The sequence below is a fragment of the Luteolibacter sp. genome (genome assembly GCF_039920825.1).
Classification (GTDB): Bacteria; Verrucomicrobiota; Verrucomicrobiia; order Verrucomicrobiales; family Akkermansiaceae; genus Luteolibacter.
On record NZ_JBDSCX010000088.1, the window covers coordinates 1 to 25599 of the forward strand.

20 protein-coding genes are annotated in these 25599 nt (G+C 56.9%); 15 read left to right on the top strand and 5 right to left on the bottom strand.

The genetic code is table 11. The features are described 5' to 3' along the window. Nucleotides 1–1513: beta-ketoacyl synthase N-terminal-like domain-containing protein (locus tag ABIQ96_RS25355; protein WP_348217458.1), on the bottom strand; the 1513-nt coding region annotated here is incomplete at its 3' end. Nucleotides 1514–1786: 273 nt separating this feature from the next. Here ABIQ96_RS25355 and ABIQ96_RS25360 point away from each other — a divergent pair. Continuing rightward, the gene (locus tag ABIQ96_RS25360) at nucleotides 1787–3046 is read left to right on the top strand and encodes a nucleotide disphospho-sugar-binding domain-containing protein (RefSeq protein WP_348217459.1); all 1260 of its coding nucleotides are present in this window, start codon (nucleotides 1787–1789) and stop codon (nucleotides 3044–3046) included. Between the two features lie 50 nt (nucleotides 3047–3096). Beyond that, nucleotides 3097–5067, top strand: coding sequence for an asparagine synthase (glutamine-hydrolyzing) (asnB, locus tag ABIQ96_RS25365; RefSeq protein ID WP_348217460.1), 1971 nt, complete (start codon nucleotides 3097–3099; stop codon nucleotides 5065–5067). 106 nt (nucleotides 5068–5173) lie between these two features. Here the strand turns inward: asnB and ABIQ96_RS25370 are convergent, their stop codons facing one another. Together ABIQ96_RS25370 and ABIQ96_RS25375 are read right to left on the bottom strand one after the other, a co-directional pair. Next, complete coding sequence (locus tag ABIQ96_RS25370) at nucleotides 5174–5944, bottom strand: hypothetical protein (RefSeq protein WP_348217461.1); 771 nt, start codon at nucleotides 5942–5944, stop codon at nucleotides 5174–5176. A gap of 49 nt (nucleotides 5945–5993) precedes the next feature. Next, a complete protein-coding gene (locus tag ABIQ96_RS25375; RefSeq protein WP_348217462.1) occupies nucleotides 5994–7253 on the bottom strand; it encodes an amidase in 1260 nt (419 codons plus the stop codon). A 366-nt stretch (nucleotides 7254–7619) separates the two neighbouring features. Here ABIQ96_RS25375 and ABIQ96_RS25380 point away from each other — a divergent pair, with 366 nt between their 5' ends. The 9 genes from ABIQ96_RS25380 to ABIQ96_RS25420 all read left to right on the top strand — a co-directional run bounded on the left by ABIQ96_RS25380 (nucleotide 7620) and on the right by ABIQ96_RS25420 (nucleotide 20199). Beyond that, nucleotides 7620–8762, top strand: a complete 1143-nt coding sequence (locus ABIQ96_RS25380; protein ID WP_348217463.1) for a hypothetical protein — start codon at nucleotides 7620–7622, stop codon at nucleotides 8760–8762. After that, nucleotides 8759–9319: a hypothetical protein gene (locus tag ABIQ96_RS25385; RefSeq protein ID WP_348217464.1), complete on the top strand. Its 561-nt coding sequence runs from the start codon at nucleotides 8759–8761 to the stop codon at nucleotides 9317–9319. Before ABIQ96_RS25380 ends, ABIQ96_RS25385 begins: the two co-directional genes overlap by 4 nt. A gap of 618 nt (nucleotides 9320–9937) precedes the next feature. After that, complete coding sequence (locus ABIQ96_RS25390; RefSeq protein WP_348217465.1) at nucleotides 9938–10210, top strand: hypothetical protein; 273 nt, start codon at nucleotides 9938–9940, stop codon at nucleotides 10208–10210. A 104-nt stretch (nucleotides 10211–10314) separates the two neighbouring features. Further along, on the top strand, nucleotides 10315–12036 hold the full coding sequence (locus tag ABIQ96_RS25395) for a hypothetical protein (RefSeq protein WP_348217466.1): 1722 nt from the start codon (nucleotides 10315–10317) through the stop codon (nucleotides 12034–12036). A 916-nt stretch (nucleotides 12037–12952) separates the two neighbouring features. Further along, nucleotides 12953–14224 carry a hypothetical protein gene (locus ABIQ96_RS25400; protein WP_348217467.1) on the top strand — a complete coding sequence of 424 codons (1272 nt, stop codon included), beginning with the start codon at nucleotides 12953–12955 and terminating at the stop codon, nucleotides 14222–14224. After that, the gene (locus ABIQ96_RS25405) at nucleotides 14221–15891 is read left to right on the top strand and encodes a hypothetical protein (RefSeq protein ID WP_348217468.1); all 1671 of its coding nucleotides are present in this window, start codon (nucleotides 14221–14223) and stop codon (nucleotides 15889–15891) included. The genes ABIQ96_RS25400 and ABIQ96_RS25405 overlap by 4 nt, the downstream gene beginning before the upstream one ends. Before the next feature lie 34 nt (nucleotides 15892–15925). Next, complete coding sequence (locus ABIQ96_RS25410) at nucleotides 15926–16306, top strand: hypothetical protein (RefSeq protein WP_348217469.1); 381 nt, start codon at nucleotides 15926–15928, stop codon at nucleotides 16304–16306. Continuing rightward, complete coding sequence (locus ABIQ96_RS25415) at nucleotides 16290–19811, top strand: DEAD/DEAH box helicase family protein (RefSeq protein WP_348217470.1); 3522 nt, start codon at nucleotides 16290–16292, stop codon at nucleotides 19809–19811. The genes ABIQ96_RS25410 and ABIQ96_RS25415 overlap by 17 nt, the downstream gene beginning before the upstream one ends. Next, nucleotides 19804–20199 (top strand): hypothetical protein, encoded by a 396-nt coding sequence (locus ABIQ96_RS25420; protein ID WP_348217471.1) that lies wholly within the window; start codon nucleotides 19804–19806, stop codon nucleotides 20197–20199. The genes ABIQ96_RS25415 and ABIQ96_RS25420 overlap by 8 nt, the downstream gene beginning before the upstream one ends. A gap of 49 nt (nucleotides 20200–20248) precedes the next feature. Here the strand turns inward: ABIQ96_RS25420 and ABIQ96_RS25425 are convergent, their stop codons facing one another. Next, on the bottom strand, nucleotides 20249–20488 hold the full coding sequence (locus ABIQ96_RS25425) for a hypothetical protein (RefSeq protein WP_348217472.1): 240 nt from the start codon (nucleotides 20486–20488) through the stop codon (nucleotides 20249–20251). A gap of 115 nt (nucleotides 20489–20603) precedes the next feature. Here ABIQ96_RS25425 and ABIQ96_RS25430 point away from each other — a divergent pair, with 115 nt between their 5' ends. Continuing rightward, nucleotides 20604–20885 (top strand): hypothetical protein, encoded by a 282-nt coding sequence (locus ABIQ96_RS25430; protein ID WP_348217473.1) that lies wholly within the window; start codon nucleotides 20604–20606, stop codon nucleotides 20883–20885. Nucleotides 20886–21004: 119 nt separating this feature from the next. On the opposite strand, the gene ABIQ96_RS25435 is transcribed toward ABIQ96_RS25430, so the two are convergent. Next, the gene (locus tag ABIQ96_RS25435) at nucleotides 21005–21277 is read right to left on the bottom strand and encodes a helix-turn-helix transcriptional regulator (RefSeq protein WP_348217474.1); all 273 of its coding nucleotides are present in this window, start codon (nucleotides 21275–21277) and stop codon (nucleotides 21005–21007) included. A 46-nt stretch (nucleotides 21278–21323) separates the two neighbouring features. Between ABIQ96_RS25435 and ABIQ96_RS25440 the strand changes: the two genes are divergently transcribed. From ABIQ96_RS25440 to ABIQ96_RS25450, 3 genes are all read left to right on the top strand, one after another. Beyond that, nucleotides 21324–22940 carry a PrsW family glutamic-type intramembrane protease gene (locus ABIQ96_RS25440; protein WP_348217475.1) on the top strand — a complete coding sequence of 539 codons (1617 nt, stop codon included), beginning with the start codon at nucleotides 21324–21326 and terminating at the stop codon, nucleotides 22938–22940. Nucleotides 22941–23223: 283 nt separating this feature from the next. Continuing rightward, nucleotides 23224–23877: a hypothetical protein gene (locus ABIQ96_RS25445; RefSeq protein ID WP_348217476.1), complete on the top strand. Its 654-nt coding sequence runs from the start codon at nucleotides 23224–23226 to the stop codon at nucleotides 23875–23877. A gap of 5 nt (nucleotides 23878–23882) precedes the next feature. Further along, nucleotides 23883–25391, top strand: a complete 1509-nt coding sequence (locus ABIQ96_RS25450; protein WP_348217477.1) for a hypothetical protein — start codon at nucleotides 23883–23885, stop codon at nucleotides 25389–25391. The last annotated feature ends 208 nt before the right edge of the window (nucleotides 25392–25599 follow it).

Here is a 25599-nt window from a genome sequence, read left to right on the forward strand (position 1 = left end):
CGACCGTCAGGCGGTGCGGATGGTGGTTGCGCCGGGCGCCGAGGCTGTAAACCAAGTCGGGCAGCGTGGGCGAACTGCCATTGGCGTGCGAGCGCTCCTCCAACCACGCGGCGAGCTGCAGCGCGCATCCGTGCAAGGCTTCCTCCGAGCGAGCGGAGAGCGTGATCGGCCAGGTGCGCTCGGTGTGCGTGTACGTATGCTCCGGTTGGTGACGCACGGGCACTTCCTCGAGAATGACGTGGGCATTGGCCCCGCCGAAGCCGAAGGAATTGACGCCGACGAAATGCGGGCCGTCGCTCTCCGGGAAGGGCTCGAGCGCCGTGGGGACGCGGAGTTTCAAAGCCGCGAAATCGATGTGCGGGCTCGGCGTTTGAAAGTGCAGGCTGGCTGGGATCTGCCGGTGCTGGAGTGCGAGCACGGCTTTCACCAATCCCGCCACACCGGCGGCGGTCTCCAAGTGCCCGAGATTGGTTTTCACCGAGCCAATGGCCAGCGGCGCATCCGCGGGGCGATCGACACACAGCGCCTCGGCGAGCGCATGCGCCTCGATGGGATCGCCGACCGCGGTGCCGGTGCCGTGCGCTTCGACGAAGCTGACGTCCTTCGGATCGACGCGCGCGTCTTTACAAGCATCGCGCACCAGCCGGGCTTGGGCCTCGGTGCTTGGGAGGGAAATTCCGTTGGTGTGGCCGTCCTGGTTCAGCGCGGATCCGAGGATCACACCTTGGATCGGGTCGCCATCCGCGATGGCTTGGGAAAGCGGCTTGAGCAGGACGACGCCAGCGCCCTCGCCACGGACGAAGCCATTAGCCTCGGCCGAGAACGCCTTGCACTTGCCGTCGGTCGACAGCATGCCCGCTTGGGAAAAGCCGATGAAGCCGTCGGGCGTGATGATCACGGTCACCCCGCCAGCCAGCGCCATTTTGCAATTTCCGGCTTTCAGCGACTGGCACGCGAGGTGTACGGCCGTTAGAGCGGACGAACAAGCGGTGTCCATCGAGAGACTCGGGCCGCTGAGATTGAGGCAGTAAGAAATCCGGTTTGCTCCGATGCTGTGCGCGTTGCCAGTCGACGAGTGGGCGCTGATGCCCTTGCGGTCGGTGCTGCCGCCTTGGATGTTTTGATAATCCGTGTGGGAAACCCCCATGAACACGCCGATGTTCGTGCCCTTTTCGAAATCCAGCACCTGGCCAGCGTCCTCGATCGCTTCCCATGCGGTCTCTAGCAGCAAACGCTGCTGAGGATCGATGTAAGGAGCCTCGCGCGGGGAAATGCCGAAGAACTGCGGGTCGAACTGGTCGATCTGATCGAGGAACCCGCCGCGCTTCGCGATCGATTTTCCCGTCAGGCCCAGTTCCGCATCATAGAAGCGCTCGATATTCCAGCGGTCGCCCGGAATGTCGGTCACCGCGTCGCGGCCTTCCTCCATGAGCTTCCAAAATGATTCGGCGTCGCTGACACCGCCGGGGAACCGGCATCCGATTCCAATAATTGCGATTCCTTCTTTTGGCATGGTCGGTCGTTATTCTATTCCTTTGAGAGGCGGCGCACTGTCGTGTTTGAGAGCCGCAAGGCAAGCCCAAGTTTCTGCCAAGCAGCCAGAATTTGTTTAACAATTTAGTTATTTATTGGAAGGGAAGCGGAATATCCGACCCATGTGAGCTCAGCGAGCCGAAGCCCAAATGCCCGTCGGAAGATGATTTGTGCGGATTGAGCTTTGTCGGTATCGTCTCCAGCTTCTAGTTTCCAACCAGATCCGACGCATCCCCGCGTGGGATAGCACGCCATGAGCCACATCCTGCTTCTTCCCTTCGGCACGTCCGGCAGTGTCTTTCCTTTCATCTGGCTGGGCCGAAATCTGGTGGCTCGCGAGCACCGCGTCACCATGGTCGCCTCTCCTATCTATCAGCAGGTTGCCTCTGCCGCGGGGATAGCATTCGTTCCCACCGAGACGGATGAGCTTTCCGAGATGCTCAAGGATGCCGGACTCTGGAGGGAGGAAACCTGCAAAAAGGTCGCATTCATTTACGGTGGGCGCGCGATCGGCCCTTGCGTGGCAGCCATCGACCGCGTCATCCGGGAGCAAGGCAAACCCAACCTGATGTTGGCCCCGATGATCTCCTTCGGTGCCAGGATCGCCCGCGAGAAGCACGGAATCCCGGTGATCTCCGTGCACATGTATCCCGCTGCCATGATGAGCGCCGATGACACGCCGATCATCTTTCCCGCAGTCAGGCTCTTGCGGCGGCTTCCGCTGCCACTTCGCAAATTCATCCTCTCCCTGCCCAGTCCTTATGACCGCCACGCGCTCCCGGCGGTGATCCAGGCTTGTGCCGACCATGGCGTGAAACCACCCAAACGATTGTGGAAGGAATGGCATCATTCACCGGACGGGGTTCTGGCACTTTTCCCGGATTGGTTCGGCGGAGTGAAGAGGGATCAGCCTCACAACACCTTTCAGTGGGATTTCCCGCTCGAGGACATGGCACATGATCGTCCCATGGACCCGGATCTGGAAAAATTTCTAGATGAGGGCGAAAAACCGATCTTGTTCACCGCCGGCACCGGCCAGTTCCATGCCTCGGATTTTTTCAAAACCGCAGCCCGCGTGGTGAAGCAACTCGGCTGCCGCGCAGTCTTTCTCACCACGAAACCGGAGCAGGTTCCAGCGGACCTCCCCGACACTATTTTTGTGTCGCGATACGCGCCGTTCAGCCTGCTGCTGCCACGCGCCGCCGCGATGGTCCACCACGGCGGTATCGGAACCACCTCGCAATGCCTCGCCGCCGGCATTCCACAGCTCGTCGTTTTCATGGCACTCGACCAGCCGGACAACGCCGCGCGCGTGCAACGGCTCGGTGTTGGTTTGAGCATCCGCAGCGGAAACCTGACTGCAGAACTCCTGCTGCCATTGGCCAAACGATGCCTAACCGACGAGAGGATCAAAACAGGCGTCGCCCATCACGCAGATCTCATGAAAAAGCGACCATCGTTGACGCCCATGATTGCTTGGCTGGAGGAGACCATCGAGCGCGGCCTGTCTTGATTGCAAAAAGCGATTGCCTATCTATCCACCTGTTCTATTAATTTCCCGCGATGTGCGGAATTGCGGGAGTGATTGATTTGGCAGGACGCCGCAAGGTTCCGGAAGGTGTCATCGAAAGAATGTCGCGCGAGCTCACCCATCGGGGGCCGGACGAGGAGGGATTTTTCCGGCGTCCGGGGCTTGCTTTCGCGTCGAGGCGACTGGCCATCGTGGGTCTTGCCGACGGTCAGCAACCGATGTCCAACGAGGAAAAGAACGTCCACGTCGTCTACAATGGCGAGTTTTTCGACCATCAGGAAAAGCGGGCTGAGTTAATATCGCGCGGCCACATTCTGAAAACCCACTGCGACACGGAAATTATCCCGCATCTTTGGGAAGAGAGTGAGGAGGAAATGTTCCTGCGTCTGCGCGGACAATTCGCCATCGCGCTTTACGACGAACGGCGGCACCGGATCACCTTGGGCCGGGACCGTTTCGGAATCGCCCCGCTTTACTGGACCAGGCAGGGCGATTGGCTGCTCTTTGCCTCGGAAATCAAGGGGCTGCTGGCTTCCAGAATGTTCAAGCCGACTGCCGACCGCCGCGGCATCGACCATATTTTCACTTTCGCCGCCATGCCCGGGCCTGTCACTTGTTTCGAAGGCGTCAGTTTGCTCCGGGCCGGTCATTATCTTCAGATCCATCCGCAAAACGAGGGCACTGCATCGCCGGTAGTCCGCGAACAGGCCTACTGGGAAATGGATTTTCCGGACGCAGGCGACGAAAATCCCGAAACCGACGTCCGCAAGCTAACCGACCAGCTCGAGGAAATTTTGTTAGCTTCGGTGGAGCGCCGGTTGCGCGCGGATGTCCCGGTGGGTGCCTATCTATCAGGCGGACTCGACTCCAGCATGATCGTTGCCATGGCCTGCAAGCTCAAGGGGCCTGCGATCAACACCTACACCGTCCGAGTGGACGAGCCCGGCCTGGACGAACTCAGCGGTGCCCAACAGTCTGCGAAACATATCGGGACCGCGCCGCCCATCGTCCAGGACTTCAGACCGGAGGATGCCTTGGAAATGTATCCAGAACTTATTCGTGCGGCGGAATGTCCGGTCGTGGACACTTCGTGCGCCGCCCTTCTCAAGCTCGCCCGCCGCGTCCATGAGAACGGCCAGAAGGTAGTGCTCACCGGCGAGGGGGCGGACGAATGGCTCGCGGGATACCCTTGGTACAAAATTGCTAAAATCCTTGATAGCGTGAATTCTTTCGCAGGGCTGAAGCTGGGAGATCGCGCGCTGCACGGCTACCTCCGCCTCAGCGGCGTGCCACAATATCCACTCGACCACCGCCATCAACTTCAGGCCGCCGTCGGCGGGCCTAACGCATGGATCAATTCCTATGGCGTACTCGCGCTTTCAAAACTCCGCCTATACGGCGAACCCATGCGCGAGCTGACGGAAAAATCCACCCCGTGGAAAGACCTTGGAATGAACCTGGAGCGCGCCCGCAAATGGCATCCGCTCAACCGCAGCCTATGGGTAGGCGCCCGGGTCACTCTGGCCGGTCACCTGTTGCAAGCGAAGGGCGACCGGGTGGCGATGAACTCTTCCGTGGAAGTCCGCTATCCGTTTCTCGACGAGGAAGTTTTTGATTTTACCTCAAGGCTCCACCCGGACTGGAAGCTGCGCGGCCTTCGCGACAAACATCTTTTGCGTCTGGTCGCGGAGCGTTGGCTGCCACCGGAAATCGCACGCCGCCAGAAGGTGATTTTCCGTGCTCCGCTAGACAGCTTCCACCTGAATCCGGAGCCGAAATTCGTGAGCGAGCTGCTGAGCGAGGAATCGCTGCGGCGCACCGGCTACTTCGACGTCGAAGCGGTTCGGCATTGGCGCAGCTCATTCCGCAACCTCCGGAAAAACTCGATCGGACGGCTTTCCATGGAACTGGGACTCGCTGCAGTGGTCGCCACCCAACTCTGGCATCACACGTTTATTGACGGCTCCCTCGCCGAACTGACGGTTTGGCAGCCAAATCAATAAGGCGGGTGGACGTCTCGTCCACTCGGCCAATGAAAAGCGAAATTACCGGGCCTTCGGCGCACTCCTTTCTCCTCCCGTTGGCCAACGACAATAACGTCGCAGCTCCTTATGGCAGATCCGCCAGAGCTTCCTTCCCGAGCGCCTTCATCTCGTAGTCATCCTTTTCCTTATTCGGCATCTTGAGCCCTTTTTCGAGGTACTTGCGGGCGTCCACATTGTCCCCCATCTGCGCGTAGGTTCGGCCCAATTCGATGTAATGCCTCAGGCGTCCGGGATTCAGCGAGATGGCCTTGTTGAAACAAGCGCACGCATCCGCATTCGTACCGACCGGCAGCTTGCCATACAACGCCTCTCCGATCGACCTTCTCAAACCCGAAACATTCGCCAGCGACTGATGCCAGCGGCCCAATACATGCCAAGCGGTATCATTGGCGGGATTCAACTTGATGGCGCGATCCGCCGCCGCCTTGATCAGAGGCGAGGCCGCCACCTGTTCGCTCTTTCCCTCATAAGGGACCATTTTTCCGTAGGTGATGGCAGGCGAGAGCTGGGCATCGGAATTGTTAGGAGCGAGTGCGGCCGCACGTTTCGCATAGCTCAGCGAAATGTTGCCATACTTGAGCTTGTCACTCTCCTTGGCGACGTCGCACATCAGATGGCGGTATTGTCGTGCGATGCTGAGCAGGAGTCCGACATCATTGGGATCAAGCTTTTCCGCAGGCAGATAGTTCTTGAGAGCTTGGGTCGGATTAAAAACTTTGTCGGCCGCATCTCCTTTTGAAATGAGTTCGGCGGAGGTTTCCGCCTGCCCGGCCAAGGTGCCGAGAAACAACAGCGAGGTGACTGCCAGAGAGCGTAGGTAAAATGGAGATTTCATAATCTGATGGGTTTTTGGAAAAAGACCGTTCTATCCAATCGGTGACCGGTCAGGGTTTTATTTGAAGTAGGCGACATGCGTTCAGCAACTCCGCCTCGCTCAAGGGAGGCCCGATGAGTTGAAGACTGGTGGGAACATTGCTCTCCGGCATCTCGATGGGCATGGCGAGGCCCGGATTTCCGGAAAGATTGATTCCTATAGTATTCTGAGCATTCAATATAATCAACTCGAAAATTGACGTCGAGCGCCAGAACGGTAGCCGTGGCGGCAAAATTTTAAGAGTCGGGGTGGCAATGAAATCGACCTTTTGGAAAACCCGGGCGAGAGCTTTTTTCCAAGCAGCTCTCCGTTTCACCGCAGCATCGAACCCGGTAACTCTGTCCACCGCCCCCTTGGCAAGCACGGCGCGGGTGTTGCTGTCGATTTCGAAACTGTCCGTATACTTACTGTCGTTTTTCCACGCATCCGAGGTGGCGATGGTTTCTCCATCCGCCTCCGCCTGCGCCCACTTTTTGGCGAAATCGGCATCCAGTTTCACGATTTTGAAACCTTTCGCAGCAAGCCGGTCATCAATAGCTTTATCAATCGCCGGATCGGTTCCAGCAATGTACAGTCGCCCGATGCGGATTTGCCTGGCTGAAGGATTGGCGGAAACCGCCGATGAGTAGCGCCCTTTGAAGCCCTGTTGCAGGAGACCCATCCCTTCAACCAAGTGGGGCAGGTCAGCAGCCATCGGACCCACCGTATCGAGATATTTGGGTGAAACGGGGAACACCCCCTTGGTCGAAACCAGTCCGAACGTCGTTTTTAGTCCGTAAATTCCGCAACACGCCGCCGGCACCCGGACCGAGCCACCCGTATCCGTGCCAAACGCCACGTCCGCCTGCCCGGTGGAAACCGCCACTGCGGAACCGCTGGATGAGCCACCGGGGATAAACTTGTGCTTGCCGTCCAACCGGTTCACCGGCGTTCCGAAGTAGCCGTTGCGGCCGGAAACGGTGATGGCAAACTCCGTGAGGTTCGCCTTCCCTACGATTTGAACATCCTTGCGTGCCCTTGTGATTGCCAAACAATCGGCGTCACGTTTGGCAGGTGGACGGTTTTTCGAAAGATATTCGGACCCTGCGGAAGTCACCATGCCTTTCATGTCGATGAGGTCTTTCACGGCCACGCGCAGGGTTCCGTCGTTCTGCTCCCCCCCGAAATAGGCGGTAAAAGCATTGCTCCGCGATCTTTCCCCCGAACGGAGTGGAGCACAGGAGCCAAGCAAACTGACAAGGAAGATGAGGGATAAGGCGCGATTCAGCATGGTAAGGATTTCATGGTCCGTCGGCCGGTCCGGCTGATCAAAGACCCTCACCTATTGCATCGGAGATGGGGTGCGGCAAGCGACGAAACTGCGGGATTTCACACTCGATTCCCAATCAGGGAAAAACCGCTCACTTTGAAGAAGTGCCGCTGGCCGGACTCGAACCGGCACGCCCCGAAGAGCAACAGATTTTAAGTCTGATACGTTAGAAGGCAACTTATTGCTATTCAGCCACTTAAATTCCTGCATTTCCCGAGTTTCCGAAATTTCTGGCGTTTTCTGGGCAATAGCGCTACCAGATCGGCCGTGCCTAGACGTGCTACATTCAAATTTCGGAAGGACAAACGAGACCGTTGGTATATCGATGTGGCAGCCTCGATGACGGCGAGCGGAAAACGTGAACGGCACTTCCATCCTAACCGCGATACCGCACGCGATCACGCACAACTGTTGAAGGATAAGTTCGACGAGCACGGAAGCAATGCCGCGGCAATCTCTCCCACTCTTGCGAGCGATGCTACCAAGGCCGCCGAGATTCTCACTTCATACGATGTGACGTTGCTGACCGCCGCCCGCTTTTACGTGGCGGCTCGACAACGTGATGAAGCGAGCGAGACACTGCAGAACGCCGTCACTACCTACTTGAAGACGAGCGTCACCCTCCGAGATCGCACGTATAAATCCTACGAAAATACCCTGAAACGGTTGACCACGGCTCACGGTGACCGAACGCTGTCCACTTTGACCGCCATCGATATCGTGAATGCCGGGGGACTTGATGTTGGCGGTGCCGGTGCAGCACTTCATTGGCGCAATCTGAAAGCTTTCTGGAATTGGTGCGCCAAAAGTCCAAGGGGTTGGTGCATCAAGGAACTTTTCGATGCCGTGGAGGCTCCGAAGGCTCGGAGCGATGGCGAAATTTCAATTCTATCTCCTGCCGAAACCACGACCTTGTTACGCACCGCACAAAAGCATTACCCAGCCGCTGTCGCATCCTTCGCGCTTTCACTGTTCGCCGGCATCCGGGCGGAGGAACTGAAGAGGCTCGGTTCTGAAGACGTCACCGTCGACGGTATCGAACTCTCCAGCAAGATTACCAAAAAGGGACGGCGCAGGCACATTGCTCTTTCTCCGACACTGGCCGCATGGCTGAAGGCTTATCCGTTCGAACGTGTCCCGAATTGGGATCAAGTATCCGCGGCCGTGCGCCGCCTTGCCGGGTGGAAAGTTGAGAGTCGGCTGCTGGAACAACCGCTGGAACCTACTCGTGGACCATGGCCACAAAACGTCATGCGGCATTCGCATGCATCCTATGCGATTGCGGCGGGGGCGACGTTGGAAACGCTGCTTTTTGAGTTCGGTCACACGGGAAGCGCAGCCGTCCTACGAGCACACTATGTTGGCAAGGCGAGCAAGAAAGCCGCACTCGAGTTTTTCGCCATTCTCCCCAAGGGCGCAGCGAAGAAAGTCCAGTTGTCGGTATTCAAAAAAACAAAGGGGGCGGCATGAGTTGGTTCGCACCGGACCTGATTCCCGCTCGTCACATGATTGATGCATTGATCTCTCCCAACGATTTTCAGGCGGCCATAACAAAACTTGAACCTCGGCTGAGCACCCAACTTATCTACGTTCGGGAGGAGGGCTCGGTTATCGTTTCGCCCTTATTCCACCTTTCCGAAGTCGAAGCCAAGGCGAAGAGCTTGAAGAAAAAGAACCCTGGTTATGCAGAATATCTAAGTGAACTAGCAAGGGAGTGGACGTCCATCATCGCCCGCGCTGCCATAGACCATCCCCGCTGGCGAGATCTATTTGCAGGCATACCCAAGGCGTTGAAAGGCGAACTCCCCAGTAGCCCCCCTGCGTGGACAAAATACTTTCACCGCACACTAATCACCGGCCGTTACAATATGGTCGATTTACCATCTTATCCCCACTTGACCCTCAAGGACACTGATGGTGGTCGCTGGGGAGCCTCCTCCGAGGTTGCCACAGACCTTTACACGGTTCTGGAAGCGCTGGGATACGGCCCTCGCCCGAAAGGGACGCGCGGGCCGAAGCCGAATTAAATCTGAGATTTGGATTTCCCCAGAGGTGAATTGCCCGAGCGGACTGGGGGAGGCATCTTAACTCCATGTCAGAGAAATCACGGAAATCCGGGACTGCGAGCCCTTCAGCACCCAAGGTCCCCACCACCCGGCTGATCACCGCCAAGGAACTGGCTGATTACTTGGCCACCACAGAGCGGAACGTCAATTACCAAGCCGTAAACGATGCTATCCCGTCTGTATCCTTCGGCCGTTCCCGCCGGTTTGATCCGCTAGAAGTAGCGGAGGCTTTGAACCTTAAAAACCCGATAAGCTTGTGAGCATCCACGGCCACACTGCCGGGTCGCAGGTAAAGCCCTACCTGCAATCGTTTGCTCGGAAGCTATTCAAACTCACCATCACGAGCCAATCAAAAAATCGTTTGGACGACCGTTCCTGCCCGACCGATGCCCTGCCAGATGAATGCAGCCCTCTATCAGTAAAAGGTTTTGGCCGGCCCACAGAGAGCGGCACAAAACGCCCAGTCACATCCCGAAACTGCGGGACTGTCGAGGGCGAATAAAATTTCCCCCAAGTCCTCCAGCTAGGCCGCCGGGGCCTTTTGGTGGGATCGATTTTACCCGGCAAATACAACAATAAATGAAAAATAACACAATCGCCACCTTGAGTGGCATCCAACAAGAAGGGGCCACGCTGCCCTTTGAAGCAAGCCATCAAAACGACTCCTTGGAATCCGAGCACGGTCAAGCCAGTGATGTCCCATTTGGCGAATGGGATTGTTCCGACGATCCTGTTAATGACGCGTGGGAAGAAGCGATGAGAGTGGAGTGGCTCAACAATCCGGTTCACTGCCCGTTAGCGATAATGATATTCGAGTTGGTCGAAAAATACAAACACAACCCCGTCCGATAAACGCAAGAGAGGGCCGCCCATGTGACTGAACGCCCCCCGTGGCTTGAGACCTACGGGAAAGCTATTCAATCGCTGGGCGGTCTGTAAATCCAAAACAGACAACTATGCAAAAAACTACACCGCCCTTTGACGAGGGCACACAAGACAGTGCGAATCCCGATAAATCAGATCTCATCAACTCCCCTGCTCTTCCTTTACTGGGAGACCCGATCTACGACCTCGGTCCGGATAGTGTTCTTCAGGCGAGACAGAACTTAAGGGTGGTCGAATCTATTCCTCCAGCGGACGAGGAACAACGGCGGGCTTTCAAGTCGATGGTAACACCTCGGACCTTACAGCCCCTCGACCATGAAGACGCTTGGGATGATTGGCATACGCGATCCCGTGATCCACACTTTATACAGGATTTGTGGCAGTCCTTTTTCGGTGATGATATCCCCATAATGAGTATCTATGAAATGAGGGCCTTGATCCGCGACGTCAATAGTCGTTTAAGCCTTACCTGGCCAGAGAGGATCGATCCCCCCTGCATGTCCGACTGCTATGATCCTGTTCAAGGGCGCTATTGGCGTCAGGGAAGAAATGGCCATTGGAATTCATACACGACCAGGCAGTATGCAAACCGACTGTTTCGCCTCGGTCGTCGGAGCATCCAAGGACCGGGAGAATCACGGACCGAAATTCAAAGCGATGTTGAAGCCGTCACTGAAAATCAGGCGATGATCACCAGAGGCATGTCTGGCTTCCAATCCGGAATTCATGATGTCGAAGGCCGACTGCACCTTGCCCGCTACGGCTACAAGATGATCGAACCCGATGACACCATACATCCGATCAAAACATTGGACTGGCTCACAGAACTGCTAGGGGACGATGGAATTCGGCGCCTTTTGGACTGGCTTCACCACGCTATTTCAGCCTTGCTTGAAGGTCGTCGCGGGCAGTCGCGCATCTTGATCATCGCAGGACCACCTTCCTGCGGAAAGAGCTTTTTGATCCGTGAAATTATTCGTCTTCTTCTCGGTGGACGCGCCGCCGATGCCGCCCCGTGGCTGCTGGGGACCACCGATTTCGCATCGGAACTCGGCGGAGCTGAACTCCTATACGTCGACGACGCGCTCGGCGACGGTCGCCTTGCCACGCGTCTAGGCGTAGCAGCCAAGCAAAAGCAGATTGTAACAGCAGGCTCCAAACCTCAGCCGATGCATGCTAAAGGCAAGGATCGCTACTCTCATCCGGTGTGGTGGAGACACGCGGGTGCTCTAAACGATACCCCGGAAGCGCTTTCAATGCTGCCGCCGATTGATGAGGGATATGGAGACAAGCTCATCCTTCTCCGTGCCAGCGACACAGTGCTGTCCGCCGGGGGTGATGGCGTGGCGATCCACATCGATGCCATACTAGCAGAGCTGCCGGGTTTCATGGCCTTCGTTCTGAAAAATGGCGGTGACGGGCCATGTGACGGTCGCGGGCCGCTCGCGTGGCACGACCCGGAACTCGCGTGGAAGCTGCGCGAGGCTGCCCCAGAATACTCACTGGCCGGGATGATCTTGGAAGCTATCGACGGCGGCGACACTTATGGGGGTCTCAAGAAGCCCCTTATCGAGCCCACCTTGAGCGACCTAGACCGCGCACTAAGAAATGCTTGCGGAGAGCGGTATTCAAGACTCTGTCCGACCGACCGGGTAACGCGAAAATATCTGGGCCGATTGGCAGTTGATGAAGCAGTATCGTCGAGAATGTTAAATGGACGCGCTCGATGGAACTTGGAAAAGCTCTCATCTTGGATTGAGAACCAAAACTCCACCTGTCGGCAGGGGCGTTAACAAGACTCACCCGGGGTCGCCGCAGTGATGGTGGCTCCGGGATTTCCGGCGATGGCGCATTTTTCAGGCTATGAGGTGGGACAATAGGGCTGACATCAGTGGTCACTGATAGAGGCTGATATTGTAAGGTCTTGGGACACAACCTACTATTTTCATACTTTTTCTTAAGATTTTAAGAGTTATCCCTACTAGCGCTACCAACTCCCGGAAACGCGGTGTTTTCGATGATTTTGGGGATGGTTTCTCACCCATCTTGCTCTACCACAGGCCCACTCCTGCCCTACTGGACGAACTTATTCCGCCGTCACCCAACCCGGAATTAGCAAGTTAATCACGTCCCTTCGCTCGTTTTGTAGGGCTGCAGTTGCAATACCCACTTCGCCCTTCCGATGAGTCGCGTTGCACCATACGCCGAGCAATCGGGAATCCGAGACTGAAGGGTGTGCCCTCGGGAACGCGAGAGTCGTCGGAAGTTACCTCCTACCGGATTTCCTGCAATCCATCGAAGGTGCGATCCGTCGCGCCTCGATCAACAGGGTCGAGGGAGTTGATGCCCCGGCGGTCATTGTCATCGGTTACGCTCCCTTTTTTTCAGTGACGCTCTCCGATTTCGATGCCAACACTTGGTTAATTGGTGCCAGCCGGGCTCGCCAGTTGCTGGCAGGGGGCGAATTGGTAAAAACTTGAGGCCCGGTTCATCTTGCCTTCCTTCGAAGGCTATCCGGCTCCTTTTTTCGTGGTGACTTCGCTCGATCAAGAGGGAAGCTCGCTCAATTTGGACTTTCCCGGCGTCCAAAACCCGCAGAATTCAGCCAGTTCATAGGAGCTAAATCCGGAACTTAAATGAAAAGGAGGTATCTGACGAAAGCAACTTGCCCGAACATCCACTGATCGCTAACAACTCCATAGCAAACCCATGCCATTCCTTACCAAACTCGATCCAAACGCGCAGATCAAAGGATCCCGTGATCCGTTGGGAATACAAGGCATCTGGACCAATCTAGGCCGCCGTATCGTTTCGAATCTCACCACCGTCTCTACTTCCGTCAGCGACTTCGCTGCCACGATACTAGGTTACGCGTTTGTGGAGCAGCTGGAGAACGAGAATTCAGCGGTTGAAATCTTCCTTCGCTGGGAACAATGGGCGGCCTATTCCCGAGTTCATTGCCACCCGGGCAGCGTCGTCCGAGGCGTGGAGCGGGTGCGAGCCAGACTGAATGAAGAGTCAAAAGTGGTCATCTCCGCCGCGCGACAGCATCAAATTCTCAGCAATCAAAAAACCTACGGCTTGTGGGGGCTCTACTCCATGCCTTCACGCGAATGTGGCCTGATTGAGCATCGGACTCCCCGACTCACCGACGACGCGCGTGAGTTTATCGAGCGCGAATATTGGCCAAGACTCAAGCCGACCGCCGGAATGCGGGCAAAGAAACTCGCTGAGGCCCTGAACCGCACCCAGTTCAAAATCGATCTTGAGGGTGGCCAGCAGCAACTCGTCTCGGCAATCGCAGACTTGCTCGCCATACCGCCGCACCGCCAGTTCACCTCGGGTGAACGCAATTTCTACACCAAACATCTTCTAAACCGCACCCCGCTGCAGCAGCGCGCCGTTGAAACCATGCCAAAGGAATTGACCTTTGGGGGAAAAGCAATCACCCCGGCTCTGCTCCAATCCTGGTCACGAGGGGCGGAACTCAAGGACCCGGACCTCGCCATCCGACTGCATCAGGTTCTTGTCGCGGAGAGCGTATTGGCCCCCATGGCATGCCTGTTTTCCCGGCTTCTCGGCTGTGACGGTCGCCCACTCCGAGACGTCGTGGCGGACTTGCACAAGGAGTGGGGGGCGGCATTTACCAAACTGGATCTCGACACTTTTGCCGACCTGCGCGGAGCGATTCGTGAGGCAGCCGGCAAGCGGCAGGACAGTGACATCAAATGGCTGGATGTGGCCCACGCCATGCACCAAGCGGACTACAAGGCTGTGATCCGCTTGCTGTGTGAAATCAATGCCAGCGTCATGGATCACCGGGGCGGTGCTCGGTGGATCAGCATCGAGAATGGGAAGATCAAGGTTCATGCGTTTGAGGCCCCTCGCCCGCTTCCGTCGGCGAAGGACTTGGGAGACCTTTGGGAGCATAGCTATTTCCTCGACTCACTCGCGACCGTAACCGCCCCCCTGCAAGAATGAGTGCGACAACCAACATCGAGCAGAACGTGCTCTCCGAAAGCTTCCAAAGGGCAATGGATGGGCAGCGTTTGGTAACGGCACTTTTCACCACCTTCGCCTTTGACCCGGGCTTTTTCGAGATGGAGGTGCTGCGAATCTTTTTTGACATCACCCTCGCCCACTCACCGGCTCTCCGACTGGTCCAAATGGAGGATGCCCTACGCGACCTGTCCACCCGGCCAGCCGTTTATTACGACTCGAAGGCCTTGCAGATCACGGATAGTGGCCCCGCAAAACTGGATGTTGCCCGTCATCCAGTGCAGATGAATGCCTGCTTCCACCCCAAGCTGGTTTGCGCCCTCGTGGAGGATGCGGACGACTCCACTTCAACAGGACGCAAACTCATTGTCGCCTGCCAGTCCGCCAATCTGACCCGCGCCGGTTGGTGGGAAAACCTAGAGTGCTCTCACATCGAGATCATGGCAGAAGGGACGCGCTCGTCATTTTCCGCGAGCCTCATCGAGTTCCTACGTTGGCTCGCGGTCCAAAGCCCCGCAGCGCCCACCGGGAAGCCAGGGATGAAATTCACGCCACGGTTCAAAGACAATGCGGTGGGGGAAATCCTCTCTTTCCTCGAATCGGCAATTCCTCACAAACGGAAGGAGCGTAGTCCGCTGTCTCCACGATTCATTCAAACCGACATGGCAAAACAAGGCCGCACTCTCACCGAGATGTTGGACGAGGAGGCAGGCAAAGAACTCACGGGCATGAACCTTGAGATCATCTCTCCTTACTTCGACGACGCCGATTCGTGCCTACCGCTCCAGAATCTAATTGAACGCATCCAACCGAAAGAAATCAGGGTGTTTTTGCCTCGGGACGCTCAAGGAGTCGCCCAAATATCATCACGCCTGCATACTGCGGTGCAGGAGCTAAGTACACGTCCGTGTCCCGTTTCATGGGGTTCCATTCCTGAGGAAATGCTTCGCGGAGGGCCGGCAGCTCAAGCCGCAGCCCGCTTCGTCCATGCCAAGGTCTACCGCTTCTTCAGTTCCTCCCCCAGGCGGGAACTCTGGCTCGTCGGCTCGGCAAACCTGACTCGCTCCGCCCATCAGCCCGGAGGAAACATGGAGTGCGGATTTCTAGTGGAACGGAACCTGAGTGGACAGCCGCGCCCGACCTATCTGGTGCAGACGGACGAACGTGAACCAAAACAATTCAAGGCAGCAGCCGACCCATTGGAAAATGAGGACAAACCGCTCACGCGCCTGGCACTGCGATTTGATTGGAGGTCGGAAATCGCATCGGCATGGTGGGCGGAAACCGAACCGCCTCAGCTCCATCTTTCGGTCGCGGGCATCGAACTGGGAAGTTTCCGCATCAAACATCCGGGAGTGTGGCAGAGCCTCGGTCGGGAACTTTCGAAATCTATTCAGGATCACCTCATTGCCACATCCCTCTTTACCGCCAAGGATGACAACGGGCACACCGGACACGTGCTGATCATCGAGGATGGAATGACTCAAAAGCCCTCGCAAATCCTGGCGTTGAGCGCGGCTGACATTCTCCGCTACTGGTCGATGCTCACGCCCGAGCAGCGCAGCAGTTTTCTGGAGTGGCGATTAAATTCGTTGCTTCTGGAGGGGGCCAACGACGGAGTTCTTCCCATCGCGCTGCCGAAGTTTTGATCGGGTGGCGGGTTTCTTCCACGCCTTCCACACATTGGAACGGTTTGTTAAGGAGTCTGTCGATACGGGACGGAGTGGCCGCGCCGTCGCCAGGCTATTTGGCAAAAAGCATGACTCGCTCAGTTATCTGTTGGACCGTCTTGTAGGTGACGATGATCCGATTCGGGACAATGTTGATCGTTACCTCATCGTCTTTTGTGCGCGGCAAAGCCTCACCCACATCAAGCAGACGCAGCCGTACTTCTGGTCGAAGCATAAAGCAGATGCCAACAAGCTTCTATCTCGTGTGAACGAACTGAAAAAAATCCTGCGTCCACAACTGCTCACGGTGGATCTATCCGAAGACTTTCTGGACTGGTTCGACCAAGAGTTTCTCCGACGTGCCAACATGGAGGTGAATGATGAACAAGATTGATATTGAAGCCGGCCGAGGACTCTTGGACTTTGGCAGCCGGCTGGACTCCGAGCCGCGTGCGGAAGAGCAGTTGCAGGGTTCGGTGGCACTCTACAATCTTCTGGCAGAGCACCGCTGCGCCTATGTGGCTGACGAGGTTGGAATGGGGAAAACTTACGTCGCCCTCGGGGCCATGGCGCTGATGCAGCACTTCCAGCCGAAGCTGCGCGTGCTGATCATCACACCGCGGGAAAACATACAGAACAAGTGGATGAAAGAGCTTGGTAACTTGGTGCGGCACAACATCAGGTATCCGGACTTGAGCGTGAAGGCTCTGGATGGCCGCCCCGCGATGCCTCTGGTAAAGTGTGACCGTCTGTTGGACTTGGTGCATCAAGTCAATCTCAGGCCACAGGGGTGCTTTTTCATGCGCATGAGCAGCTTCAGTCTCGGTATGGCAGACATGTCCAGCAGCGGCGACTCTCCGGGCAGGCGCAGCGCCGGAGGTCTGCGCGACGAACTCAAGAAGCACCTGCCATGGCTGGGGAAGGAAGCGCTCGATCTGCGTGTTAGGGATCGCCAGATATTCAAGGACAGTTTCGCCCGGGCCTTGTGCTGCGCACTGCCTGATTTCGATCTTGTGATCATTGACGAAGCCCACAATTTCAAACATGGATTTGCGAGTGGGGTCGCCGCGCGCAACCGCGTCGTGGCTCTGGCGATGGGCCACTCGCAGGGTGAAGCGCCGAAATCCATCTATCCGGGCTATGGTAGACGGGCAAAGCGAGTGTTGTTTCTATCAGCCACACCCATTGAAGAAAGTTATACCCAGCTTTGGAACCAGTTGGATGTCTTTGGATTTGGTGAGTCCTTCCCGGAGCTCAAGGACAAGGACCTGCAGGACGAGGATAAGAAAGCGGTTGCCCGCCGCTTCCTGATCCGCCGCGTCACTTCCATGAAGGTAGGAACCGATGAACTCACGAAGAATCTGTATCGCCGGGAGTGGCGACGTGGAGGTGTCCATCTGCACGACGATCCGATTCGCGTGACCGATGCCAAACAGCGCCTGGTGCTGGCCCTGGTTCAAAAGAAAGTGGCGGAGAGCATTGGACACGACCGTTTCGGGACCAGCTTCCAAATGGGCATGCTCGCATCCTTCGAAAGTTTTCAACAAACCGCCAGCCATACCGCTAAGCAGGACGATGAATCACGTGGAAATTTCGACGACAGTGACCAAACGGAGGATACCCTCGAACGCGAGGGAGTCGATGTGCGCGGGGTGAATCATTTGGCGAAATCCTACCGGAATCGATTTCAAACCGAGTTGCCGCATCCGAAGATGGACGCGTTGGTCGAGAGCCTTGCCACCGTCTGGCAAACAGGAACGAAGGCTCTTGTGTTTGTCCGCCGGATCGCAAGCGTGACCGACTTGAAGCGCAAGCTGGACGAGAGGTATGACGAATGGATTTTCAGCCGACTCCGACGCGAGTTGCCGGATGCGGTGATTCCCAAGCTGGAGCAAATGATCAATCTCTACCTGGATGAAAGGATGCAGTCCCGCAACGAGCAAGCGCGGGAATCCGCGCCTCTGGAGAAACCCGCGATTCACGATGCGGAAGATAAAGGGGGACGTGATACTTTTTTTGCATGGTTCTTTCGCGGGTTTGGACCGGCTGCGGTCCTGAGTGGAGCAACCTTGTTGAAGCGCTTCAGCAGCAAGGGTTCGGTTTACGCGACGTTTTTTGAAGACAACCACGTCTCCGCACTGCTTGGCTGCGAGGCTTCGCAAACTTTGGCGGAGTTGGGTCAAATCTTCTCAATCGAAGAAGCCCCCTTGCGGGAGATGCTTTGCGAGCGAGCTCACAAACACCTCACGACCAAGGCGAAAAAACTAACGCGCTCGGATATGTTTGAGGCATTGCAGGCAGCTGCCATCGCCTGGCTGACCGAGAAGCGGGGACCATGGCAGGAAGAGGCTCGAATCGTATTTCACGAGCGTTTCAACGCAATGCCGGCTCACGAGAACAACAACGCACTCCAGATTCCGCCTGCCAACGCCGACATTCTGAACCTGCCCACGTTTTTCACGGAGCTGCGGTCCTCCAAATACATGAAGCTCCGGGCTGATCTTTGGCCATCCGCCAAATCGGCCAACTTCCGGGATCATTTCCGGGAAGAAGCGCTGCGAGCTGAATTGTTAGGTTCCGCCGCACGCCTGGGTCATGGCTTGATCGATCTCTATGTTCTGGCGATCCAACAGACCAACAGCATGGCTTCCGGGGCCCGGGACGAGGATGGGGATGATTCCCAGCATGGCGATCTTTCACGAATCACCCGTTACCTCGACCGCTTGGAGGGTCAGCGCATCTCCCCCCCATTGGAACGAGGATGGTCTGCTTTTGACGAACTGGCGGAGATTGCCAAAAACTTTGAACTGATACTGGATGTCAACCTGCCTGATGCCCGCACAACGGAACTCCCCGAAGTCCGCAAGGAATTTGGCAGCAGACTTCTCGGTAGCCAACAGCCCGTGGGTGGCATGTGGGGCTCGGTAAACGGTCGCCTCATCAAGCAGTTCCGCATGCCGGGATACCCTCTGGTGATGATTACCACGGATCTTGTGCAGGAAGGGGAAGACTTGCACACTTTCTGCTCCAGCATCCACCACTACGGTATTTCCTGGACGCCATCCAGCATGGAGCAGCGCACAGGCCGCATCGACCGTGTGCGCTCGCTAACCGAACGCCGACTGCTCGCGATGGGTGCCGCCCCGGACGAGGAAAAGCTCCAGGTGTATTTCCCGCATCTGGAAGACACGGTGGAGGTCTTGCAGGTTCGCCGCTTGCTGGAGCGCATGAACAGATTTCTCAAGCTGATGCATGAGGGGCTTCAGGTGAAAGAAAGTGAAGAACGCACACTGAATGTGGCCAAGGAGATCCTCCGCCATCATGAGCCGGTGCCCGTGCTCACAGGTCGCTTGAAGACAGCCTTCCCTGTCAACGAAGAAGACCTGCACGGAGATCGAACCGAACTCCCGCGGACACACAAACAGGCCGATGCGTTGGTGGCGCGATTCACGGCCTTGCGCGAGATGGGTCGGGACGACCGGTTGATATTGGAAGCACCGGAATCAGGCGACGCCGAAAGCGGCAAAATCTTTGGAACGGTTCTCCTAAAAAACCGCAAACAGCCTTTCGGCCTCTACCTGCATTCTTTTGACCAATACCTGCTTGTCCGTTGCATCAGCCCGGTGGGACGCGTGGCCGACGAGCATGAGTTGAACGAGGCCCTGCGGCTTCATTCCCTATCCACGATGCGTATCGGCGCTCTGGAGCGAGGTGAAGAAGCCCAAAGTTACGACCTCACCGTCGAGGATGATGTTCTGCTTTCGAATCCTGATCACGATGCCACGCGGGTGTTGCAGCTCATACTGCGTGTCACCGCCCAAGCGGACGAGCTGGAGCGATCGCTCTTGGGAACAGACGAACCCCTAACTACTTTCCGGGAGGATCTACAACGTGAGTAAACCACTTCAATCATGGGGGAAGCTGGCAAGAGCCAAGGACATTCTCATTGAGCCGAAAGGCATCTTGGTGAATTTCGCAGACGGACGATCCCATCGCGTGCTGGTGATCGATCAGCCAGACCATTGGATCCTGCGTGGCTTGGTTGTGCGACAAGCGTCCGTGGCATTTGACCCGGAGCCAATGCTGGCTGCGGCGACTCGCAATCGCCAGTTGCGACTCTGTGGTCTCAGCGTGGATGTGAGGGGAAACCTCTGGGGGCAATCCATGGTGCCCAAAGCCGGACTCGATGCCCACGAGTTCCAACTGTGTGCCCGACATCTGGCCGCCGAATGCGATCGTTTGGAATACCTGCTGACCGGCCGCGACAGGGAGAAATCATCTCGATAGCAATACCACAAATTCAATTCCACCCGACACGTCCACCACTACAAGCAGCTCAGCCAGTTCCTCCGACAAGAGCACCGGACACTTTCCGTATCCACGCCGCTGCCCCTGTGCGGTCTAATAGATAGTCAAACAAGACTTCCTGCTCGACCCAATCGGGCATGAGCGGCTGGAACTTGCTCAGCCTGTATCCGGGAAGTGCACCACTAATACGCTGCCAGAGCTGTTCGTCCTCCCAGAAGTTGGTCGCGCTCATCTGGTTGATTGCCGAACAGAGATGGTCGTCAGTCACGTTCTCTCCACGGATTCGGATGGAGTTGTTGTCTGGCCATGCGCACCGGCTCCTTGGTGCCTCCGACTTTCTTGAAATTCTCAAAACGTCTCCATGTGGAGACGTTTTCCCCCTGATGGAAGCCCAAGTTCGTCCCCTTCTGCGCCTGGCAGAACCGGAACAGCAGGTCGCAGCTTGGGCCACGGCCGTCGAGCGTGCGAAGGGTGGTCAGCCGTCCGCCCCCAATGTAAGAAAGGTCGTTTCCGAAATTCTGCATCCTGCCGGCACGGTCGAGAAACCGGCATCCCGCGGTCAACAGCGAACCGATTTGTTCGGACGTCTCAAGGAGTTGATCCAGCAGAAGAAGTCTTGGGACGAGGTGCGGCAGGTGCTGACGGATTTGGAGCCGTTGATGTGATGCCGCTCGACGGTGTTCGCAATGTGATGGATACGATCTAATTTGGAAGCCTCCCCTCTCCACAAATGAGTGATCGGACATGAAACGACGGGCGAACAGTTTCCTGCTTAATTCTTGAATTACTTCGTGCGCCGTGCGCGAGGTTTCCCCGTTTCTCCGTCGGCAACTGGTGCATTGTCAGGAGCAAGCAGTTGCCAGACCTCCATCCCGTGGGCAGTCGCCAACCGGTCCAGCGTGGACAGGCGGAGGTCCTGTTTCCGGCCAGCCTCGACTGCCTGATAGTATTTGTAGCTGATTCCGGATTGCTCCGCGAACTGCTCCTGGGTCAGCCCACGAGCGACCCTTAGCGCTTTCAAGCGCTTGAGCAGTGTCCGGACCGTTTCACTCTCCATCAAACGTTGATCGTATCGGACAGACTTGCGGCTTTACACCTCTCCAATGGTAGTGTTGAAAGTGCGATCAACACCGACTGTTGCCGGTTTCAACCGGCTTCAAGCCAAAGCTTTACCCCTCAATCTCGTGATCAACTTCGCTTGCCCCCATTGCGCGATCAACATTTCAACTGAACCTGAATATGCCGGTGCGGAGGCGGATTGCCCGTCCTGCAACCAGCCTCTTGTAATTCCTAACGGTGAGGCGTCTTCTCATCCGGTCAAAATCCCGCTTCCGACGGAGCTGCCACCTCACATTCCTCAATCGAATGACAACAAGGAAGAGATTCCCACGCCGGGGTTGGAGGGGATAAAGAACGAGGTAACCGGCGCGGCTGAGGGGGTGATGAGTCCTGACACACAAACCCCTCTTGCTCCACCTCCGGCGCTCTCGTTGGCCAGTCTGAAACCGCTGTTCGTTTGCCTTCTACTCTTCGGATGGGTTGCGAATTGGTTCCTACCGGGTAGGGAGATCGACGGAAGCCTGCTTGGCCAGATCACAGCGGTGACCCTGATCGGACTCCCTGCTCTTCTGTTAGCAATCGCCGGCGGCCTGCGCTTTCTTCAGCCGACGAGATTCCCGGTGTACCTTACGGTGGGCGCGCTCCTATTCACAATGACTGTAGGGATCACAGGACTTCTTTGCATTCAGGAACTCGGAACACGGAGTCTGGAATATTCCGGGTACAAGGGTGGGAAGCAGGGTGCGGTTCTGTATATTTTAAAATTTGTCGGCTTTGCATATGAATCCACGTATTCACCAAGCATTTGGATTCGGTTCTTCGGCTACATCTTTGGGGTTGGCCTGTGGGAAGAAATTACCAAGTTACTTCCCTTGTTCTACCTGGCCCACCGTATCGTCCAAGGCGATGAAAAATTCAAAATCGGCTTTCGCACGTTTCTGACGATCGGATTCTTCTCAGGCTTGGGGTTCGGAATCGGAGAGGCCTTACACTGGTATTCTCCTTGGGGTGTTCTAGAAGTCCGGGACATCGGTTCCAACGTGTTGAGATGGTTTGCTTGCGTCCCGTCGCATGCGGTTTATGCGACGATTGATGCGGCGATCCTCTGGTTGCTGGCTCCCCAGTTGAAAGACGTGAAGGATTTCTATGGCCGTTTGCTGTTATTTGCTGCCGCTGCATTCACCGTTGCGGTTGTTCATGGCACTTACAACGTCATCAGCAGTTTGCCCATGGCTGGTATCACCTTGGATGCAGCATCGATCCTTTTGCTATACTGGGTTGTGGACCATGTGGAAAAAACGCGTGGAGTTGCTATCGATCCGCTTGTGGAACCACTGGATTCCGGCACGCAGATCGGGTGGTTGAAAAAGGTGACAGGTGTCGGAACACGACTGAAGCGGCTCTACATCGTCTCATGCGTGATGATACTGGGATCGCTTTTCCTCACATCAGCCGGAGGCCACCAAAGCGGGAGCATCGCGGATTGGGAATATGAAGCTTACATGCGTGGATACACCAATCCCGCTGCGGGAGCACTCGCCGGATCCGCAGCTGAATACGCCGAAACCCCCGACCAGCGGCGCAGGGCGGAGTTGGCTGGCCAAGGCGCTGCAGATCGTATGGGAGACAAATCACCGGCCTACGATCCTCCTGACCGGTAGGACGTGAAAACGCAAGATTGGGCACACGGTCACCCGCATCGGCTGGGCGGACACGGCGAAAGGTCGCAGACCGCAGACACGCTCGTGCGGAATCTCATGATCGCGAAGCGGCTCGACTCAACCACTCCCCGGACATCGATGCCACGCGCCACGGCAAAGCGGCGACCGTAAGAAACGGCCCTTACGCAGGCGACATCGTTTCCGTGAATCACATCGTCCTCCCAGCAATTAAGACACCTTCGAAACACAGAGTGCAAACTGTTCACTTGAACATTCCCTATTTTTGCGCACCTTCGAAGGCATGACCTCGTCGGCAGCGGAAATTCTGAGACAACAACTGCGGGAAAAATTCCCGCAGGCGCATGGGGTGCGGGCTGAACCTCAGGTGCCCGTGCCTGGACAAAAACCGTTTCACATAGAGACTTTCCCGGTCGGCGCTATATCGGAGGTTGTGCCGGCCGGGCCAGTGGCGGGTATCCTGCTGATGGTTGCAGGGCTTTTGGGTGAGCCGGACGAGTGGAGTCCGCATCCGGAGCTTGTGTTGATCGATGGAGCGGATGGTTTTGATCCGGATTCGTTCGAAGATGTTGCCTGTTCGAAGCTCCTTTGGGTCCGGTGCCGCTCGGCTCTGGAAATGGCGAAGGCCGCCGATCTGCTCATTCATGACGGCAACCTTCCGTTCATTCTTTTAGATGCCACCGGCCTCGACCGCCGAGATCTAGCGAGTATTCCTGCCTCGGCTTGGTTGAGAATGAAGCAGACCGCCGAGCGCAATGGCAGCCGGGTGGCCATCATGGCTCCCTACCCCCTGGTCCCCTGTGCGAGTCTGCGCCTGACACTTTCCGCCGACTTGTCTCTTCACCACTTCGACGTGTCGCGGGCGGACCTGCTCGCCCGCCTCTCCCCCGTTTCCCAATCACTGCGGCGTGCGACCTGATTCCGATGTTCGCTTCCCTCCATATACCAGATTTCGCGGTGGTCGCTGCCTTGCGTGCCAACCCTGCGGCGAGGTGCCGTCCGTGTGCGGTGCTTGCCATCCGGGGTGCGAATGAGCCGCAGGAAAAGCTTCCCCTGCTTGCGATCAACCCGTTGGCGAGGGCTACCGGCATTCAAATCGGCTGGCCCCTGAATCGCGCCCTCGTCCGCTGTCCCGACCTCATGGTGATTTCCCGCGATCCGGCGGTGGAATCGACCCTCCGTGAGGAGCTGATCGAACTGGGAGAATCCGTTGGCCCGGATCTCGAAGTCACAGCAACCGACACGGTGACCATCGATTTGTCCACTCGCAGCAAGCGACTGGGAGACGGTCTGGCATCATTGGAACTCGATGACTCGGAGATCTGGAACGCCCGGTCTTCTACGCCCGACCTATCCAATCTGGCAGCGAGGCATGAGGCCACAACCGGACGGGTCATCAGTCCTCTCGATCTCGCTTCCCTGCCTTTGGACATCCTCAGCTCGCTGACCAGTGGGACAGGGCCGATGGCAGTTCTGGAATTGTGGGGGATCAAACGTCTTGGTGATTTCATGGCAATCCCCCGTCAGGCTCTCGCAGAACGGTTGGGACCTGAAGCCGGCCTCTGGCACGACATCCTCCATGGGAAATTCTGTCGGCTGCTGCGCCTGCACCGACCGTCCGAATCATTTGCTCAAACTCATGACTGCGATGATTCCATCACGTCGTTGGATCCGCTGGTTTTCGCACTCAAGCGAATGCTCCACACGTTGGCGGGACGTCTCGCCTTCAGGCATCTGGCCGCCAGCCTGCTCCACTTGCGGCTTGATCTCGAATCAGGTGACACGCTGGAGAGAGCCGTACACCTGCCGGAACCGCAGTCCCGGGTAGAGGGAATGCTCTCGCCGCTGCAAATGTGGTTGGAGTCATTAAAGCTGGATGCACCGGTCTCCTGCATGCATCTGGACGCGGGAACAACTTTTGCCGCTTCTTCCCAGCGCGAGTGGTTCGGACGACAGATGCCGCAGCCGGAACGTTTCGCTGAGACCCTGGCGAAACTGGATGCGCTGCTAGGGACGGGACGTGTCGGCATACCTGCCCACGGACAATCTTTCGATGTGGATTCCTTCACGCTGCTTCCAGTGATGGGAGCGACGAGGACGTGTTCCGGTGAAACCGCACGCGCGGAGTGCCCGGTGCCTTTACACCGGTTAAGACCGCCTCGAAGAATCGCGGTGGCGAACGAGACCCGTGACAGCAAGCCATCGGTCCTCATCCGATGCGCTTGTGGCGAGAAAAATCCGAGTGGCGGAACATCCAGCGGGCGAAGGATTTGCAAAACCTCCCCCACGGTTGTCCTGTCACCGTTGCGGGAATGGCGATCTGCCGTCAGCGGCCAGGAACCGCCAAGGGCCATTGCTTCATTTCCCTGGAAGACGAGACTGGCATTGCGAACCTCTTTGTCAAAAAGGAGACCTTCCACCATTTCCGGTTAGTGATTACAAGCGAACCGTTCCTGTGTGCGGTTGGAAGGCTACAGCGATCCGAGGTGGATCAGCCGACCGTTTACGTCACCGACATCACGCCACTTACGGGCATCGACCGGGAGCATGCGGGGAGATCGCGCGATTTCCACTAAGGTCCCTTCGAAATAGGCTGTTGCCAGTTTCGAAGTATTTCGTGGAAATTTTTTCCCGCGGTAGG

What these genes read in the sequence shown, in the direction of transcription:
- ABIQ96_RS25395 (WP_348217466.1), top strand. Translation starts at nt 10,315, where the DNA reads ATGCAAAAAACTACACCGCCCTTTGACGAGGGCACACAAGACAGTGCG.
- ABIQ96_RS25390 (WP_348217465.1), top strand. Translation starts at nt 9,938, where the DNA reads ATGAAAAATAACACAATCGCCACCTTGAGTGGCATCCAACAAGAAGGG.
- ABIQ96_RS25385 (WP_348217464.1), top strand. Translation starts at nt 8,759, where the DNA reads ATGAGTTGGTTCGCACCGGACCTGATTCCCGCTCGTCACATGATTGAT.
- ABIQ96_RS25375 (WP_348217462.1), bottom strand. Translation starts at nt 7,253, where the DNA reads ATGCTGAATCGCGCCTTATCCCTCATCTTCCTTGTCAGTTTGCTTGGC.
- ABIQ96_RS25415 (WP_348217470.1), top strand. Translation starts at nt 16,290, where the DNA reads ATGATGAACAAGATTGATATTGAAGCCGGCCGAGGACTCTTGGACTTT.
- ABIQ96_RS25435 (WP_348217474.1), bottom strand. Translation starts at nt 21,277, where the DNA reads ATGGAGAGTGAAACGGTCCGGACACTGCTCAAGCGCTTGAAAGCGCTA.
- asnB (WP_348217460.1), top strand. Translation starts at nt 3,097, where the DNA reads ATGTGCGGAATTGCGGGAGTGATTGATTTGGCAGGACGCCGCAAGGTT.
- ABIQ96_RS25440 (WP_348217475.1), top strand. Translation starts at nt 21,324, where the DNA reads ATGGTAGTGTTGAAAGTGCGATCAACACCGACTGTTGCCGGTTTCAAC.
- ABIQ96_RS25360 (WP_348217459.1), top strand. Translation starts at nt 1,787, where the DNA reads ATGAGCCACATCCTGCTTCTTCCCTTCGGCACGTCCGGCAGTGTCTTT.
- ABIQ96_RS25430 (WP_348217473.1), top strand. Translation starts at nt 20,604, where the DNA reads ATGGAAGCCCAAGTTCGTCCCCTTCTGCGCCTGGCAGAACCGGAACAG.
- ABIQ96_RS25370 (WP_348217461.1), bottom strand. Translation starts at nt 5,944, where the DNA reads ATGAAATCTCCATTTTACCTACGCTCTCTGGCAGTCACCTCGCTGTTG.
- ABIQ96_RS25450 (WP_348217477.1), top strand. Translation starts at nt 23,883, where the DNA reads ATGTTCGCTTCCCTCCATATACCAGATTTCGCGGTGGTCGCTGCCTTG.
- ABIQ96_RS25405 (WP_348217468.1), top strand. Translation starts at nt 14,221, where the DNA reads ATGAGTGCGACAACCAACATCGAGCAGAACGTGCTCTCCGAAAGCTTC.
- ABIQ96_RS25400 (WP_348217467.1), top strand. Translation starts at nt 12,953, where the DNA reads ATGCCATTCCTTACCAAACTCGATCCAAACGCGCAGATCAAAGGATCC.